General features: G+C 36.1%; 15 protein-coding genes, 3 tRNA genes, 1 other RNA gene, 1 pseudogene and 1 riboswitch. Of the genes and pseudogenes, 6 read left to right on the top strand and 14 right to left on the bottom strand.

Annotated elements, in window-relative coordinates; all coding sequences use genetic code 11:
- Window positions 1–9: 9 nt before the first annotated feature.
- The 9 genes from ACHABW_RS02340 to ACHABW_RS02300 form a co-directional block, all read right to left on the bottom strand.
- Window positions 10–2,070 (bottom strand): peptidoglycan D,D-transpeptidase FtsI family protein, encoded by a 2,061-nt coding sequence (locus ACHABW_RS02340; RefSeq protein ID WP_435753863.1) that lies wholly within the window; start codon window positions 2,068–2,070, stop codon window positions 10–12.
- 92 nt (window positions 2,071–2,162) lie between these two features.
- A non-coding RNA gene (gene ssrS, locus ACHABW_RS02335) (6S RNA) lies at window positions 2,163–2,354 on the bottom strand.
- A gap of 61 nt (window positions 2,355–2,415) precedes the next feature.
- Window positions 2,416–3,672 carry an MFS transporter gene (locus ACHABW_RS02330; protein ID WP_435753862.1) on the bottom strand — a complete coding sequence of 419 codons (1,257 nt, stop codon included), beginning with the start codon at window positions 3,670–3,672 and terminating at the stop codon, window positions 2,416–2,418.
- Window positions 3,673–3,803: 131 nt separating this feature from the next.
- Window positions 3,804–4,412, bottom strand: coding sequence for a superoxide dismutase (locus tag ACHABW_RS02325; RefSeq protein WP_110936644.1), 609 nt, complete (start codon window positions 4,410–4,412; stop codon window positions 3,804–3,806).
- 290 nt (window positions 4,413–4,702) lie between these two features.
- Window positions 4,703–5,059 (bottom strand): iron-sulfur cluster biosynthesis family protein, encoded by a 357-nt coding sequence (locus ACHABW_RS02320; RefSeq protein ID WP_435753861.1) that lies wholly within the window; start codon window positions 5,057–5,059, stop codon window positions 4,703–4,705.
- 98 nt (window positions 5,060–5,157) lie between these two features.
- Window positions 5,158–5,250 (bottom strand) — tRNA-Ser (locus ACHABW_RS02315).
- A 10-nt stretch (window positions 5,251–5,260) separates the two neighbouring features.
- A tRNA-Ile gene (locus ACHABW_RS02310) sits at window positions 5,261–5,337 on the bottom strand.
- Between the two features lie 24 nt (window positions 5,338–5,361).
- Window positions 5,362–5,438: transfer RNA gene (locus ACHABW_RS02305), tRNA-Met, on the bottom strand.
- Window positions 5,439–5,586: 148 nt separating this feature from the next.
- The gene (locus ACHABW_RS02300) at window positions 5,587–7,209 is read right to left on the bottom strand and encodes a Na/Pi cotransporter family protein (RefSeq protein ID WP_435753860.1); all 1,623 of its coding nucleotides are present in this window, start codon (window positions 7,207–7,209) and stop codon (window positions 5,587–5,589) included.
- 233 nt (window positions 7,210–7,442) lie between these two features.
- Here ACHABW_RS02300 and ACHABW_RS02295 point away from each other — a divergent pair, with 233 nt between their 5' ends.
- The 3 genes from ACHABW_RS02295 (at window position 7,443) to ACHABW_RS02285 (ending at window position 9,403) form a co-directional block, all read left to right on the top strand.
- Complete coding sequence (locus tag ACHABW_RS02295) at window positions 7,443–8,252, top strand: DUF1189 domain-containing protein (RefSeq protein ID WP_435753859.1); 810 nt, start codon at window positions 7,443–7,445, stop codon at window positions 8,250–8,252.
- A 318-nt stretch (window positions 8,253–8,570) separates the two neighbouring features.
- On the top strand, window positions 8,571–8,906 hold the full coding sequence (locus ACHABW_RS02290; RefSeq protein ID WP_110936647.1) for a helix-turn-helix domain-containing protein: 336 nt from the start codon (window positions 8,571–8,573) through the stop codon (window positions 8,904–8,906).
- Window positions 8,907–9,160: 254 nt separating this feature from the next.
- The gene (locus ACHABW_RS02285; RefSeq protein ID WP_110936648.1) at window positions 9,161–9,403 is read left to right on the top strand and encodes a helix-turn-helix domain-containing protein; all 243 of its coding nucleotides are present in this window, start codon (window positions 9,161–9,163) and stop codon (window positions 9,401–9,403) included.
- 105 nt (window positions 9,404–9,508) lie between these two features.
- Here the strand turns inward: ACHABW_RS02285 and ACHABW_RS02280 are convergent, their stop codons facing one another.
- The 3 genes from ACHABW_RS02280 to ACHABW_RS02270 form a co-directional block, all read right to left on the bottom strand.
- Complete coding sequence (locus ACHABW_RS02280) at window positions 9,509–9,658, bottom strand: anti-repressor SinI family protein (RefSeq protein ID WP_435753858.1); 150 nt, start codon at window positions 9,656–9,658, stop codon at window positions 9,509–9,511.
- A gap of 39 nt (window positions 9,659–9,697) precedes the next feature.
- Window positions 9,698–9,788: riboswitch (cyclic di-GMP riboswitch) on the bottom strand.
- Window positions 9,789–10,145: 357 nt separating this feature from the next.
- Entirely contained in the window at window positions 10,146–10,781 is a 636-nt protein-coding gene (locus tag ACHABW_RS02275) for an NfeD family protein (protein WP_435753857.1), read from the bottom strand.
- A 285-nt stretch (window positions 10,782–11,066) separates the two neighbouring features.
- Window positions 11,067–11,978, bottom strand: coding sequence for a DUF1002 domain-containing protein (locus ACHABW_RS02270; RefSeq protein WP_110936651.1), 912 nt, complete (start codon window positions 11,976–11,978; stop codon window positions 11,067–11,069).
- Between the two features lie 318 nt (window positions 11,979–12,296).
- Here ACHABW_RS02270 and ACHABW_RS02265 point away from each other — a divergent pair, with 318 nt between their 5' ends.
- A complete protein-coding gene (locus tag ACHABW_RS02265; RefSeq protein ID WP_435753856.1) occupies window positions 12,297–12,659 on the top strand; it encodes a hypothetical protein in 363 nt (120 codons plus the stop codon).
- A gap of 96 nt (window positions 12,660–12,755) precedes the next feature.
- Window positions 12,756–13,865 (top strand): flavodoxin-dependent (E)-4-hydroxy-3-methylbut-2-enyl-diphosphate synthase, encoded by a 1,110-nt coding sequence (ispG, locus tag ACHABW_RS02260; protein ID WP_435753855.1) that lies wholly within the window; start codon window positions 12,756–12,758, stop codon window positions 13,863–13,865.
- A gap of 60 nt (window positions 13,866–13,925) precedes the next feature.
- Here ispG and ACHABW_RS02255 read toward each other — a convergent pair whose 3' ends face one another.
- Window positions 13,926–14,525: a DUF4190 domain-containing protein gene (locus tag ACHABW_RS02255; protein ID WP_435753854.1), complete on the bottom strand. Its 600-nt coding sequence runs from the start codon at window positions 14,523–14,525 to the stop codon at window positions 13,926–13,928.
- A 172-nt stretch (window positions 14,526–14,697) separates the two neighbouring features.
- Here ACHABW_RS02255 and ACHABW_RS02250 point away from each other — a divergent pair.
- Window positions 14,698–15,266, top strand: a pseudogene (locus tag ACHABW_RS02250) (hypothetical protein).
- Window positions 15,267–15,339: 73 nt separating this feature from the next.
- On the opposite strand, the gene ACHABW_RS02245 reads toward ACHABW_RS02250, so the two are convergent.
- A complete protein-coding gene (locus ACHABW_RS02245; protein ID WP_110936656.1) occupies window positions 15,340–15,765 on the bottom strand; it encodes a Fur family transcriptional regulator in 426 nt (141 codons plus the stop codon).
- Window positions 15,766–15,774 lie beyond the last annotated feature (9 nt).

The raw sequence follows: 15,774 nt of genomic DNA, 5'->3' as shown, positions 1-15,774 counted from the left end.
TCATTGTTATCAATTACTAAGGTCATTGTCAATCTCATCAACCTCTACCGCGTTATCAGGAGCATTAGGTCCTTCACGATACTCTTGAAGCTCAAAATAAGCCTCTAACGCACCTTCTGCAATACGATTGGCTACACCACTGGTATCAATATTAGCCGTACCAGGTACGACCACTGAGATAGCAACTTCCGGATTATCATATGGCGCATATCCAACAAACGTTTGGTTATTTGCCTCCTGGTTATTTTCGTTCTGATCTTTTACAGTCACCTGTGCAGTTCCTGTCTTACCTGCAACAGTCTCCCCTACGTCACCAAAATAGGAACTTGCTGTCCCTTTAGGACCATTCACAACACGATTAAAACCTTCTTGTATTCTATCTAAATAGGTTGGATTAGAATCGAGATAATTTAGAACATTTGGTTTAATTTGCTGCGAAAGTGCTCCCATCTCATTTATATCCGAGTTAGGCTCACGAATTTCTTTGACGACTCTTGGTGCAACTCTAACTCCATCATTCGCAATTGTCGACACATATTGTGCTAGCTGCATTGTGGTATACGTGTCGAACTGCCCAAATGACAAGAACAATAACGAACTTGGGATATCATATCCACCATTAATTCCTTTAAATTCATTTGGCAGATCAAGACCTGTTTCAACCCCCAGACCAAATTGCTGGTAATATGATCGTAGGGTATCATAACCATGGTAATAACTACCCCAGTTTGTTCCTGAGACACCAGGAGTGTAATCTACAAGCCTCATAGCTACATAAGCCATATATACGTTTGATGAACGTTCTAAGGCTGTGCGTTCATCCACGTATCCTAATGTACTCACAGAACTAATATCTTGTGAACTTGGGAATGAAAGCGGCCGATCATAAATCCCTACTCCTGGTTGCATAACTCCCGAATCTAGGCCTGCAAAAACTGTTGCACCTTTTATAGACGAGCCAACAACGTAGGCTGAGGTGAAAGTTCCAATGTCATTGTTAAGGCCTGTCATGGACAGTACATCTCCTGTATTTGGGTCCATCATAACAACATATGCCTCTTCTTTATCAATAAATGTACTTGCACTGCTGTTCATTTCATCTTCAATGATATCTTGAACACGTTGGTGCAGTTCCAGATCAAGTGTTAGGACAAGATCATTCCCTCTACTTCCAAGGCTCTCTTCAGGATTACTATGGATATTGCCATCTTGGTCGATAGAGTTTTCAAGTTCCCCTTTTCTTCCTTTGAGAACAGACTCATACTGCGCTTCTAAATAACTTCTTCCGACTTCTTCGTTTCGTTCATATCCTTGCGATAAAAACATATCAATTTCATCTCTTGGTATCGAACCTACACTACCTATAATTCCTCGTAATTCATCTCCATACATGTACTTTCTCGCTGAATCACGAATAATGTCTACTCCTGGCAACTGGTCCATATGTTCCATTATTTTAGCACTTTCTTCATATCCGATTCCACGATCAACTTTATGAGGCAAATTATTATACCCTGAATTAAACTCGCGCCAAATTAGAAAAACTTCCAAATCATTGTCTGTCAGCTGAGAAAGCTCTTCTTCCGTAATATTATCTAGTCGCTGTAAATGTGCTTCTGAATCAGAAAGATCCATTTCTTCAGCTTCTTTTATCGAAAGTTTTCCCAAATATTCCTCTTCGTTTAAAATTGACCAAAATTCTTTCCGGTCCCGTTCAAACTTATCTCCTAACTCTTCTACTTCATCACTCATAGAGATAAATTCACTGAGTTTCGTTGCTGTCTCTATCATTTCAATTTGTGAAGTATTTCTGTTTGTGTATGTCACAGTAAATTGTAATTCATTATCAACTAAGAGATTTCCATACCGGTCATATATTAATCCACGAGGGGCTTCGACAGGTTGACTTACATTAACCGTACTTTCGAGCTGTTCTTGATAAGATTCCCCCTGCACAATTTGTACAACACCCAGTCTTAATATCAATGCAGAGAAAAGCATAAATACAACAAAGAACAACAAATTGAGCCGAATTGATAAATGTGGTTTTGTTAATTTTTTTTCACTCATAGCGGAAACCCTTTCTGTCCTTCTGAAATAAAAAGTATGAATATTAAAAAAACATTTAGAATAGACACCCTATTTCATAAGGTGTCTATAAGACGTTGCCCGCATATGCGGTTATCTTCCAGGTTTCACGAACCCGCCAATGACAGGTGGGTGCTTGCAAAAATATCTTCAGCTTCCTTTCATTTTCAATAAGGCATGCTGTTAACATTTTAATATAAAGCTCCCAAAGTGAATAAATGTTCGGCTCGAATTATACTTGAAGTTCACCAACAAAGCAGGCATCTTTATTTAAGATTATTATATCATACGATACTCACTTTTCAATATGAAGCGATTGTCCTGTATTTATCTTTTCTTAAGCGCGCTATAGCTCTCTTTCTTGTTTGACTCTGGTAAAGAAATATCCTTGATAAACCAATAGATAACGAAATGTCCTAGCCCAAGAAAGAGCAAAGCTATCGGTACCCCCTTTTCTTCACCTAAACCTAATATGGCGACAATCAGTATGAGAATAGAGGCAATTCTTCCGAAATTTAAAAATAATTCACGAACTACAATATATTCTACCCTCATTGTCGCAGCATCACGGCTGCTTCCTATGACATCATATGTTAAGGAAAGATAAGGAACTAGTAATAATGGATATGCAATGGATGCAAATACCCCGTAAATAATTAAATGTGTAAAATCTGCACCAAATGCGATGATAAAAACTGCAAAGTATAAAATAGTTCCTCCAACAAGGACCGCATATTTACGTTTGGTTTTCGGCAAAAATCTTCCTACGATAAAATAACAAATAAAGGACAAAAATGAAGTTATTAAACCATATGTGCCAATAGCTAGTTCACTTCCCGTTGCAATGTACAACCAGACAATGACAACAAAAATGAAACTCCCTTCCCTTAAACCTTGAAAAAAGTTCGCATGCAGGATATTCTTCCAATGACGATATTCTTTTCGATACGAAAAACCTTCAGCGAGTCGATATTCTCCTTTTGCTGACCTTCTCCCTAAAAAAAAACTTAAAAATACGGCTACTGAGAAGAGAAAAAGGGATCCTGAGAATATCACTTGATAACCGATTAGGTCTTCCATATATGTAATAACAAAACCAGCAAATATCGGGCCTATCATTCCTGCAAAAGAAGTAAGCAAGCCAAGAAATCCGTTGAAAAAGTCTCTTGTTTCAGGTTCCGTAATCTCAAAAGTAAGTACGTGAAAAGAAAGCCAGTAAAACCCATAGCCAATACCTAAGAGTGCACCTAAGAGGATTAAGTATTTTCCCGCCTGATCACTTAAAATAAGTACCGTCAAATAAAAACAGGATAGTGATATAACACCTAATCGCAATACGATAATCCGGTCAATTTTCTTTGCCCATCTGCCAGCTAGTATAAATGTTATGGGCTGCATAATAACTGCTGATAAATTATAAATTGAAAGTTTAATAAGATCCTCTGATTGTTTCCACAAGAACACATTCACAAAAGTATTTGATAAAGCGATACTTAAAGCATAAAGCCCTCCAATAACCAAAAGTAATGTAATGTCTTTATTTACTTCTATATCACCAATTAATTTTTGAGTCCATTTTTTCACACTACCAACACTCCTTTCACCAACATCACTTAGTTTGTCACGAAGATAAAAGGATATTCTTGATTCTGTATGTAGAATTCAAAAAAGTGTTCCGAAAGCATAAGCTTTCGAAACACTCTAATTAAACTTTATTATTTAGCTGCAGAATAGCGCTTAGCTACTTCATCCCAATTAATTACGTTGAAGAATGCATCAACATAATTAGGACGCAGGTTTTGATACTTTAAGTAATAAGCATGCTCCCAAACGTCTACACCTAAGATTCCAGTCTTGCCTTCCATAATAGGTGTATCTTGGTTTGGTGTGCTTGTTACTTCAAGCTTGCCATTATTAACTGCAAGCCAAGCCCAACCTGAACCAAAACGAGTTAAAGCTGCATTTTTGAATTCTTCTTTGAACTTATCAAAGCTGCCAAAAGTTTCTGTAATAGCGTCCGCTAATTCACCTGAAGGTGCGCCGCCGCCATTTGGAGACATGATTTCCCAAAAAAGTGTGTGATTAAAGTGTCCGCCACCATTGTTTCGAACAGCACCTCGAATACTTTCAGGTAAAGCATCAAGATTAGTAAGTAAGTCTTCTAGGCTTTTACCTTCAAGATCACTGTGACCTTCAAGTGCACCATTAAGCTTTGTTACATACGTGTTGTGGTGCTTGCTATGGTGAATTTTCATCGTTTCTTCATCGATGTGTGGTGTTAGTGCGTCATGTGCGTATGGTAGTTCTGGTAAAGTAAATCCCATTCATATCTCCTCCTTATATTTAGTATTGCAGGTATAAGTTTTATTGAAAAATAAAAAATCCCCCACAATGATAAGGCCTTTTCTAATGTTTATTAGAAGAGGACTTCTTATCTTATTTCACATTATCAAATATTCCCTCAGCTTACAAATAATAAACCTTTGTTTTCAGATAAAGCTACTTAGTCTTTAAATTTAACTACCGTAAAAAAATTGTGATTTAGAAGACTCCGTGAGAATTTTACAAGGATAAAACAGAAAAATAATTTTTAACTAGCACTCAACATACCACTCTATACATTTTGAGTTGACTTGCTCCATGACATGAATGACATCCGGGGATTTATCATTTGGTTAGGACTCTTCAATTGAAGCATATTTGCGTTCTTAGAAAAATCAATAATTAGTTTTTCATCATATATCCATTCGACACGCTTTTCAATAGCAACGCGAAAAGGTAATGGTGTAGTTTCTATGAGTAATTCTCTATCTGTAATGTCTTGTTCCTTTAATTCAACTAATTGACTGACTCCACTTACGACACAGCCACATCCATCTGTTTCATACTGGATAAACAACACTTGATCTTCTTGAAGAGATGCTGCTTCGTTAATTACATTTATCGCTTCATTAGTTATAAAAACTTCCATTACATTCACTCCCTTACTTTCTTCATTATGAAGGAGGAAAAGAAAGAAGACAATTAAAAAGCTCACTAGCAATAGCTAGTGAGCTGTTAAAGTCAATATGGAGGAGGAAGAGGGATTCGAACCCCCGCGGGATTTGACTCCCCTGTCGGTTTTCAAGACCGATCCCTTCAGCCAAACTTGGGTATTCCTCCTAGAAAAATATGGTGGACCCTGTAGGACTCGAACCTACGACCGGACGGTTATGAGCCGTCTGCTCTAACCAACTGAGCTAAGGGTCCAAACTGGATAAGTCTATAAAATCATGGTAGCGGCGGAGGGGATCGAACCCCCGACCTCACGGGTATGAACCGTACGCTCTAGCCAGCTGAGCTACACCGCCTTGCTGTCCATCGCTCTTTTAAAGACAATGATTATCTTAGCACGGGAATCAAATACAAGTCAACACTTTTTTTAATCTTTCTCACAAAAGTTGAAGACAGCAGGAAGAAATGACCCCTTCCTGCTGCTAACAATCCCCATAATTAACTTTATTCTTCTTCCAAAATAGCTTCAGCAATATTCACTGAATGATCGCCTACCCGCTCTAAATTACTAATCATATCTACAAACACGATTCCTGCAGAACCTTGACAACTACCATCATTTAGCCGTAAAATATGTTTTTTGCGAAGCTGTCTTTCCATTTTGTCAATTTGTTCCTCTTTTAATACAACAGATCTGGCAGCATCAACATCTTCATTTTCTAATGCTTTTATTGCCTCATCTAACGTATCGATCGTCAAACTGAACATTTCGCGTAAATCTTCTTTTGCTAATTCTGACATTTTCACTTTATTTGTTACTTGGAATTCAGCTAATTCAACAATATTTTCCATGTGGTCCCCGACTCTTTCTATATCACGGACTGTATCCATAAGCATAGAATGTAAACGAGAATCACTAGCCGTTAAAGAGTTCGTTGAAATCTTAACTAAATAATCCGTGATTTTCCGGTCCAAGTTATTAATCGCATCTTCAAATTGATAAGTAAGTTCTGCGTGTCGCTTAATTTTTGTTTCTACAAATTGAGAAGCTTCGGTTAAGCCTTGCTTAGATAACTCCGCCATTCTCAATGTCTCTTTCTTTGCTTGACCTAAAGCAATAGATGATGACTGGGAAATTAACACAGGATCGAGATGCTGCGCTTTGTACTCAATCACTGTTTCATCTCCTGGAATAAGTTTTGTAACTATAAGAGCCAATATTCCAATGAACGGAAGCTGAATGAGAACATTGGAGACGTTGAAAATACCGTGAGCTACAGCAATGGTCATTTCTGGATTCAATACTAAAGAATCTTGTAAAAAAGAAATCATTGCAATGTAAGGACCTATAATAATTAAAACTAAAATTGTTCCAATAACATTGAAAATAACATGTGTTAGTGCTGCTCTTTTCGCTGCAATGGATGCCCCAATTGCAGCAAGAACCGCTGTAATTGTTGTACCTATATTATCACCAAACAAGACCGGTAATGCAGCACTCAAATCCATAGCGCCTTGAGCAAATAATTGCTGTAATAAACCAATGGCTGCAGATGAACTTTGCACCGCTACCGTGAAAATAGTTCCTATTAGAACTCCTAATAGTGGATTTTGACTCATACTAACCGTTAAGTCCGTAAATGCTTCCATCTCTCTTAACGGTTTCATACCATCGCCCATTAATTCTAATCCATAGAACAATGCGCCAAATCCGAAAAATACTTGCCCGTAATTATTTGCTTTTTTATTTTTCAGGAAGAAAATCAGAAAAGTTCCTACTGCAATAATGGGCAGCGCATAATCGGAAACTTTAAGTCCAATTATAAATGCTGTAACAGTTGTTCCAATATTCGCACCCATTATTACACCAATTGACTGGCGAAGAGTCATAAAACCAGCATTTACAAGTCCAATCGCAAGAACTGTGGTTCCTGTACTGGTTTGTAAAAGTATTGTTACTACAATACCCGCAATAACACCCATAACAGGATTACTAGTAAACTTGTCTAATACATCTCTTAGTTTGTCACCAGCAACCTTTTGCAGTCCATCCCCCATGTATTTGATTCCAAATAGAAAAATACCCAATCCACCGAAAAACATAAACAACAAATCTCTTAGTTCCAATACGTCATCCCCTTGATCTACCAAGTTTCGATTTAATTCGATCTGTTTCGCTAACCTTTACTATCGTAAACTTTAATTATTAATAAAATATTAATGAATTGTAAAGATTATATTAAGTTTATAAACCAACTCAAAAAAACACAAGGAAAGTTTACTTGTCCATTATGATATGTTCCTTTAGAATAAGAGTCATTAACCAAATAATTTACATAAATAAACCAAGGAGTGAACAAATGAATATATTTAAACAATTTATTAGCAGTTTACATTCTCCGGAAACTATTGCAAAATTTCGTATGCAAAAAATTGGCAAAACAATTCTTTATGTATTTTTCCTCATGCTAATCACATCTATCCCTTTTTCCATTCAATTAGGTGCCAATGTTAACAATCTTTATACGTACGTAAGTACAAATTTGGAAGAGTCTATTCCTGATTTCTCCGTTGAGAATGGAATTCTTAAGTCTGATGTAGAGGAACCAATTATTACAGAAAACGATAATACGGTGATCATTTTTGATCCCACAGGAGAGCTCACACCATTAGATTTAAATGAGTATCAAACTGCTTTTGCACTATTAGATCGGGAAGCTGTATTGGTTATTGAAGGGAATCCCCAACCTGTAAGTTATCAGGACCTAGGTACAGACATATCAAAAGCAGAACTATCAGAACACATAGAAACTTTCGGAGAACTCTTACCGTTAATAATCGGTGTCATGATTATAGGACTGTATTTATTTACAACAGCTTTGAAATTTATCGGTATCTTTACTTTGTCTGTTATTACCCTTCTATTGAAACGAAAAACTGCTAACCAGCTAAACTTTAAACAAGGCTGGGTACTCTCCGCTTATGCGGTAACGTTACCAACTATAATTTTCGCGGTCTTTGATGCTATTGGTTTAAATATTCCTTTTTCTTTTGCTATATACTGGGTCATCGCTATCGTTATGATTAACCTAGTTTTAAGAAATATACCTAAACCAAAACAAAAACCAATAAGTGATAAACCTTCAGATCCACAACAACCACAAATTTAGTTCTCAGCTAAATTAAAGCCACTAAAAACAAAATTTGAGCGAATCCTCTAAAGGGCTCGCTCAAATTTTGAATATCATTCTACAATAAACCAATTCGCACGAACTTAACTAGATTTGTTCATCGCTTTTAAGGATGTTTAAAAAGTATAATAGACTCCCGTAATACATCTTCTTTTAACATTAATTCTTAATTAATGTAATTTAGAGGTTTTTCATTAAAAAATGTGATATATTAATATTATATAACGAACAGTAAAGTTCTTGATATAAACCAACACCAAGGCTAGCTGGTGTTTAAGACTTTTAAGGGGGCCTCAAATGATAGGAGAGCGTGTTAAAAAATACCGGAAAGAAGCCGGATTATCTATGACTGAATTAGCTGATAGAGCAAGTGTTGCAAAGTCATATTTAAGTGCATTAGAAAGAAATATACAAACAAATCCATCTATTCAGTTTCTAGAAAAAATAGCTACCGTCTTACATATTGATATGAATGTATTATTGAAAGATGAATCAGATTTAGACAATATACATACCAGTAATCTTGATAATGAATGGCAAGCTTTAGTTAGAGAAGCGATGGATTCAGGTGTGTCAAAAGACGAGTTTAAAGAGTTTCTGGAATTTAACAAATGGAAAATAAATAAAAAATAATGAAAGTCCTTCGCGGGGCTTTTTATTTTGCCTTAAGTAAATTACTAAAATGACGTTCTTTATAAAGTTATATAATGTACATTATACAGAATGAAAAATAAAATATAAAACCTCATAATTCGTTATAATTACTATATAACGAACAGTTATCGTCTTTTATATAGTACATGCTCACATTTACTTCCTTTTTCATTTTTCCGATATTTACGTTTGTGCGTTATAATGAACTAAGTGCAATATACATTCAAGGAGGAATGAAAGTGATTAGTGAAATGATCAAGCGACGCCGTAAAGAAAAAGGGTATACGTTATCAGAATTATCTAGAAAGACTGGAGTATCTAAATCTTATTTAAGCTATTTAGAACGTAATATGAAGAAAAACCCTTCAATTGATGTAGTAAAGCGTATATTCTTAACGTTAGATTTACCTCTTAGTCCTTTATTGCATCACGAGAGAATTGTGGAAGATTTACCAAAACAACAGCAACAATCATAAAAAACACATGATTATAACCTTAAACCCATCAAATTTCTGTAGCACCAGGTATTTCCAAGGTGCTACGGACTTATTCTATACAATAAAACAGATATGATGCAGAACTTAAATTTTGTCCTGACGCAATTCACTTTTTTTGGTTATCGTTATTAATAAAAACTCCCTTACCTCTTCGGTTTTCAAACCTAAATTTTTTGCTTGTAGTATTAGATCTGTCCATTCTTCATCTAGCTGATACCGGTATTGTTTTTCCATCCTAATAGTTAACTCCTCCTAACGGGACTTTTTAACCGACTAGACAGTTCAGCAATCATAGGAAATGCCAATACCCCTTAGACCCGAAACTTTGCGTCTCTATTTTTCAATAGATTTGCCATTTACTAGAATATGTATGTATTTATTCATTTACATCTCAAAACCACAACTAATCACCCTATATTTAGTAATAAATAGCGAAGAGTATCTAAATTATAGACTATATAATTAGAAAATTTTAGGGGAATTTGTCATGTGCTTCAAAACACATCTTTTTACTCACCTTTTTTCATATTACTGAGAAAGAATCTAATTATAAGTTACTCTTTCAAAGATTTGCTTATGTGAATTTCTTTAGAATTTACTATAAATTGATATCCAAATTACGAAAACCAAGTAAATTAAAACGCTTGGATATAATTTATCCAAGCGTTTCAATAGTATTGGCATTTAATAAGAAATTTTCTGTGCTGATTTCCTAGTTACTTTACTTATTCTCTGGCGCTATTAAAATTCTCGTCCCATCAACAGAAATTATCTTCACACTTACCTCTTCATTAATCCAAAGATTATCCGAAGTGGCGCTGAATAACTTACCGTCAATTTCCACAGTCCCTGTTGGTCGAAAAGGCGTTTTGGTTACTCCCATTTTTCCAATTAACTCATAATAATCATCGTTCATTGAATTGTATCCATTTTCACTAGATAATTTGTCTTTTAACGTCATCTTTTCCCACATTTTTCTTGGTCGGAACACCTTAGTAAATAAATATGAACTAGGTGCTGCAATAATCAATGCCAATCCAACCAAAACACCATATACTAAATCCGGTGCCGGGAGAGCCAATCCTAATACCATTAGAAGTATTCCTATAAAAGCTATCGTACCATCTCCGGTCACCTTACCATCAAAAATAACAAGACATAATCCTATCAGGTAAAGTATGACAACCCAAAATCCCTCATCTATTGAGGTTAGGTGGTAGGAGAAATACATTGTCATAATTGCAATACCTAACAACCCGAATAATCCTTTTGTCCTCACCATTATTTCGCCGAATATTAGCAACGTCGCTAGGAAAATAACTAAGAACCCGATGGAAGCTTGATCTAAAAATTCCATATGGTTTCCTCCTCTCAATCTAAATCCTGATGTCTATATTGTATCAAATGTTTTCCTTATATGTGTAAATACGAATCTAAAACTAAAAAGTTTCATTAGTTTCAAAGTAAAAGAACTAAAAAACAAACAGAAGGCTGAAGCATTACCCGGGGAGGACAGCAGCCTAAAGCGGATTTGGGCCTCTCTGTTCGACGAAAAAATAATCTCTAATCCCCAGTAACACTATAGATTTCAGTGTTAAAAAGGGCACTTCAAAGTTTAAACTTTTGAAGTGCCTTTGATTAACTAAGCTGTTTTCTTTGTTTCTGGAATATAGAAAGCTTCAGAGCTAAACCAACCTCTAATAATATCAATTAAACTGCTGAAAAACTCTAAAATAGAGTCAATGAAACCTTGCCCTTCTTCACTGCTTAAAAAATCTCCAATATTTTCACGAATATGGCTAATCTGGTCCTGAACTTGGTCCCAGTCTATATTTAAATCTTTCATTCGATCAAACAAAGAGACAAGGCCATTAAGTTCTTCTTCAGTTAGTGTCATTCCCAGCTCATCCGCTAATCGCTGAATAAGAGCTCTTAAATCTTCTTCCGTTTCAATATTTTCTTCCGCTAATGCTTCCTTTATTCTTGCCATTAGTTCTGTTGCGTCTTCAACACCATATTCTTCGCCTAATTCGGCAGTTTTAACTAACTCTTCATTTGCTACTTCTTTTTGTTCCTCAGGTATAACCTCATCTATTGATGCTTCATAAGCTTTAATAAGACCAGTTAAAGCTCCTGTACCAGAGACATCAAAAGGAGCCGAAACATAAATTTGAGCATCTTTAACACCTGCAGTAATTAAAGCATTTGCATACATTCCTTCAGAAACCCAATTAATACGATTCGTTTCTACATCAATGCCTTCTCCTGCTTCTAACATAGTAATCTTAGAAGATGAAAGGGCATTACTCCCTATAATGGAAGCACTAATATGTTCCCCTAAATATTTGTGTTCCTCTTCATTACTAACTGAGATCATCATGGCTGTTTCTTCGTCTACATTCATTTCATCTAGTAAAGAGGATCGTTGTTGAGGATTCAGATCCTCTCCTAATGTAACTATTTCATCTCCTGGTGCAGCATCAGCAAAGCTCACCGAGACAAAAAGTATCCAAATAGCAAATGTTGAAATCATCACTCTATATATTTTATCCATCGATCATTCTCCTTTTCTTTTGTAAATCATATCACAAATAATATAAACGCTTAATTTACTAGTAGCTAGAGACAAAAGTCTTAACATTTATAAATACTTTTCTCCTCCATTCTTATTTGTACTCTCTTTAAGACGTTTGACAGTTACAAAAAGTTACATCCCGTTGAGTTTATCCGGAAAATTCTAGCATGTCTATATTATCAACGATATTTCGTCATAAGTTAACATAGGGCTTCATAGATTAGAATATAAGAACATTTTCTTTTATATATGAATAAACACTCAAGGTAACAAAGGCAAATTATAAGGAGGATTACCATGCGTCCAATAATAACAATATTACTTATAATTATCATTGGTTTCTGTGTAAGGATTGATCTGACAACTGGTTCTATTCCTACTACCCTTCCGCAAACCAGTTTAGAGAACGATTCTGTTTCTAACGAAGAAGAATCAGTAGTACCACCTCCTGTTGCTATCCCGAATCAAGTGATAATTGTTGAACCCGGGCAAACCGTATATGGAATCGTGCAAGAACTTCATGAAGGGCAGCCTTTTGCTATCCCGATCCATGAAGTTTTAGAAGACTTTGAAACCTTAAATCCTGAAATATCAGCTAATCAATTGATAGCAAACGAACAATATAAGTTTCCATTGTATAAAGATAATGTTACGAATTAATCATACTTCTTGCCACGCTTCTCCTGCGTTGTTACAATGTAATACGATAGAACATATTTTATTGACCTAAACGCGCAAAAGGGGCGATGATGAATAATGACCCAAATGACTCACAGGAAAGATACACGAGCTGTAAAAGTAGGATCCTTAACCATCGGAGGTAGTGATGAGGTCATCATGCAAAGTATGACCATGTCTAAAACCCATGATGTTGATGCTACTGTAGAAGAGATAAACCGACTTGAAGAAGCCGGTTGTCAAATCGTACGTGTAGCTTGTCCAGAAATGAAAGATGCAGAAGCAATATCTGAAATAAAGAAAAGAATAAATATTCCGCTTGTCGTGGATATCCATTTCGACTATCGTTTAGCATTGAAGGCAATTGAAGGCGGTGCCGATAAAATTAGAATTAATCCTGGTAATATCGGCAAAAGGCATAAAGTAGAAGCCGTAGTAAACGCCGCTAAAGCTAAAGGAATTCCGATTCGAATCGGGGTTAACGCAGGTTCTTTAGAAAATCGTATTTTAGAGAAGTACGGTTATCCTACAGCTGATGGTATGGTCGAGAGTGCTCTTCATCATATTAAAATACTGGAAGAACTAGATTTTCACGACATTATCGTCTCTATGAAAGCATCCGACGTGAATTTAGCCGTCGAAGCATATGAAAAAGCTGCTCAAGCTTTTGACTATCCACTTCACCTAGGAATTACGGAATCTGGCACACTTTTTGCAGGAACAGTTAAAAGTTCGGCTGGTCTCGGAATTCTGTTAGGTAAAGGAATAGGAAACACGATGCGCATCTCATTGAGTGCAGATCCGGTGGAAGAAATAAAAGTAGCGAAAGAATTACTTAAAACATTCGGATTAGCAACAAATGCTGCAACTCTTGTTTCTTGCCCTACATGCGGAAGAATCGAAATTGATTTAATTAGTATCGCTAATGAAGTCGAGGAATATCTTCAAACGATCAAGGCACCGATAAAAGTATCCGTTTTAGGTTGCGCTGTAAATGGTCCAGGTGAAGCCAAAGAAGCAGATATAGGTATTGCAGGGGCACGTGGAGAAGGTCTTCTATTCCGAAAAGGGAAAACGATCCGAAAGGTTCCAGAAGCTGAACTAGTAGATGAATTGAAAAAAGAAATTAATATATTGGCCGAAGCACATTATGCAAAAGAAAAAGAAAAACTGCAAGAACAAGAATAAATGGAAATAGCAGAAAGAGGGTGACTCTAAAGTCGCCCTCTCTCTTTTTTTTGTTGTTCACTAACTGACAAAAGGTGCGAAGAAAAAACTCATGATTAAAGAAAATGCTCCAATACCAATTGCTGTATACCCTATTCCCGGATGATCCTTTTTAGCTGAGATTGCCCCGAAAATAATACCTGCGATTGAAAATATAACTGGCAGAAAAAATAGTGACACAATGGAAAGAGCTATACCTAATGCGCCGACACCTTTGCCGGCTGCTTTTGTATCTTCCTCATTGGTCACTTCTTCTTTACCCTCGTCTGCTTCTGGTCTCGGTTCCCTAAACCCAGCTATACCAGCCCCTGCATTCGGTGCAATCTCTGCTGCTGTTTCTTCTCTATACACTTCTGTTATTTCTCTTTCTTCCGGTCGATCTAACGGATATTCATCGTTATAGCTTTCTTCTATCGTTTGGGCTTCTTGTAACGCTTGATCTTCCGTTTCATCTTCTTCTAAAAAATCTTGATTATCAGTTTCATCTTCCCCTAGTAAGCCTTGTTCTTCTTGAACCACTTGATCAACTTTTTCTTCTTGCTTCTCTTGATGATGCGCTAACAATTCTTCTTCTAAATCGTCCTCTATCTTTTCATCATCCAATTCATCATAACTTATCATTACTTTTCCCTCCTTTCTTAGATGCAAGGTGTACAATTAGTATGAGTATGAGACAATAAAAGCATAAGAGGAAAGATTACACATTACGAAGAAGGCAGGCATTAGCCCTGCGAAATGCTATTTTCTACAACAGCTTTAAAATTAAATCATTTATTAAAAGAAGGTGTTCATGATGGGAAAATACAGATTCGGTATTGATATTGATGGAACGATTACTAATCCAGATACATTCTTACCGTACCTTAACAAACATTTCGAGAAACAACTCACGCTGGATGATATCGTCGAGTATGAACTTAGCGGTATACTGGGCTTAACAAAGCAACAGTTTCTAGATTGGATGAAAGTTCATGAACAAAATATTTACAAACAAGCTGAAATGGCAGAACATGCTAAAGATACATTACTTGATTGGAAAAAGTATCATGAATTGTATTTTATCAGTGCAAGACCTAAAGAGGTCAAGACCGTCACGGAAGAATGGTTTCACCGTTTAACGGTGCCTTATGATCACATTGAATTACTAGGCCAACACGATAAGTTGAATGCAGTAAAAAAACATAATGTCGATATCTTTTTTTTTTTGAGGACAAGCATGATAATGCTTGTAATATTGCTGAAGAGTGCCATATACCAGTAATACTTATGAATACCCCATATAACCAGCTCCCTGTACCAAACAACGTCTTTAGAGTTGCTGATTGGAAAGAAGCAAAGCAAAAAGTATCCACGATTTTCTGAAAAAACTGACTTATATCAAAACAGGTACTCAGTCATATTCTACACAGATAAACCCGCCAAGACGGCGGGTTTATCAAACGTTTTTTTGTTCTCCACACTGTTCACAATAGCCGTACACTTCAAATTTATGATCGATTATCTGAAAGCCTTCATCAGATATAATTGACGTATCCATAGGGCATTGATGAATATGTTTTGTTTTCCCACAATCTAGACAAATTAAGTGGTGATGATGATAATCAGTCGAGCAAGAAAATCGAAACTTCTTTTCACCATCCAAATCTGTGGTTTCTAAGATGCCTAGTTCGGTAAACAAGGATAAGTTGCGATAAATCGTGTCAAAACTCAAGCCATTATACTTATTCTGCAGAGCTTCGAGAACATCTTTTGCTGCTAAATACCTGCTTTCATCCGAAAATAATTGTAAAATGTCTGTTCGTTTATCTGTATGCTTATAGCCTTCTGTTTTCAGCAGTTCTTTTGCTTCTACAACATTCATCTATTAACC

Source organism: Salipaludibacillus sp. CF4.18 (assembly GCF_051262595.1).
In the GTDB taxonomy this organism is placed as follows: Bacteria; Bacillota; Bacilli; order Bacillales; family Salisediminibacteriaceae; genus Salipaludibacillus; species Salipaludibacillus neizhouensis.
The sequence above is the reverse complement of the archived record's forward strand: the minus strand, read 5'-3'. Positions and strand labels throughout refer to the sequence as shown.

Coding starts and splice junctions, on each gene's coding strand:
- ACHABW_RS02340 (WP_435753863.1), bottom strand. CDS start 2,070: ATGAGTGAAAAAAAATTAACAAAACCACATTTATCAATTCGGCTCAAT.
- ACHABW_RS02325 (WP_110936644.1), bottom strand. CDS start 4,412: ATGGGATTTACTTTACCAGAACTACCATACGCACATGACGCACTAACA.
- ACHABW_RS02320 (WP_435753861.1), bottom strand. CDS start 5,059: ATGGAAGTTTTTATAACTAATGAAGCGATAAATGTAATTAACGAAGCA.
- ACHABW_RS02295 (WP_435753859.1), top strand. CDS start 7,443: ATGAATATATTTAAACAATTTATTAGCAGTTTACATTCTCCGGAAACT.
- ACHABW_RS02290 (WP_110936647.1), top strand. CDS start 8,571: ATGATAGGAGAGCGTGTTAAAAAATACCGGAAAGAAGCCGGATTATCT.
- ACHABW_RS02285 (WP_110936648.1), top strand. CDS start 9,161: ATGAAAGTGATTAGTGAAATGATCAAGCGACGCCGTAAAGAAAAAGGG.
- ACHABW_RS02280 (WP_435753858.1), bottom strand. CDS start 9,658: ATGGAAAAACAATACCGGTATCAGCTAGATGAAGAATGGACAGATCTA.
- ACHABW_RS02275 (WP_435753857.1), bottom strand. CDS start 10,781: ATGGAATTTTTAGATCAAGCTTCCATCGGGTTCTTAGTTATTTTCCTA.
- ACHABW_RS02270 (WP_110936651.1), bottom strand. CDS start 11,978: ATGGATAAAATATATAGAGTGATGATTTCAACATTTGCTATTTGGATA.
- ACHABW_RS02265 (WP_435753856.1), top strand. CDS start 12,297: ATGCGTCCAATAATAACAATATTACTTATAATTATCATTGGTTTCTGT.
- ispG (WP_435753855.1), top strand. CDS start 12,756: ATGACCCAAATGACTCACAGGAAAGATACACGAGCTGTAAAAGTAGGA.
- ACHABW_RS02255 (WP_435753854.1), bottom strand. CDS start 14,525: ATGATAAGTTATGATGAATTGGATGATGAAAAGATAGAGGACGATTTA.
- ACHABW_RS02245 (WP_110936656.1), bottom strand. CDS start 15,765: ATGAATGTTGTAGAAGCAAAAGAACTGCTGAAAACAGAAGGCTATAAG.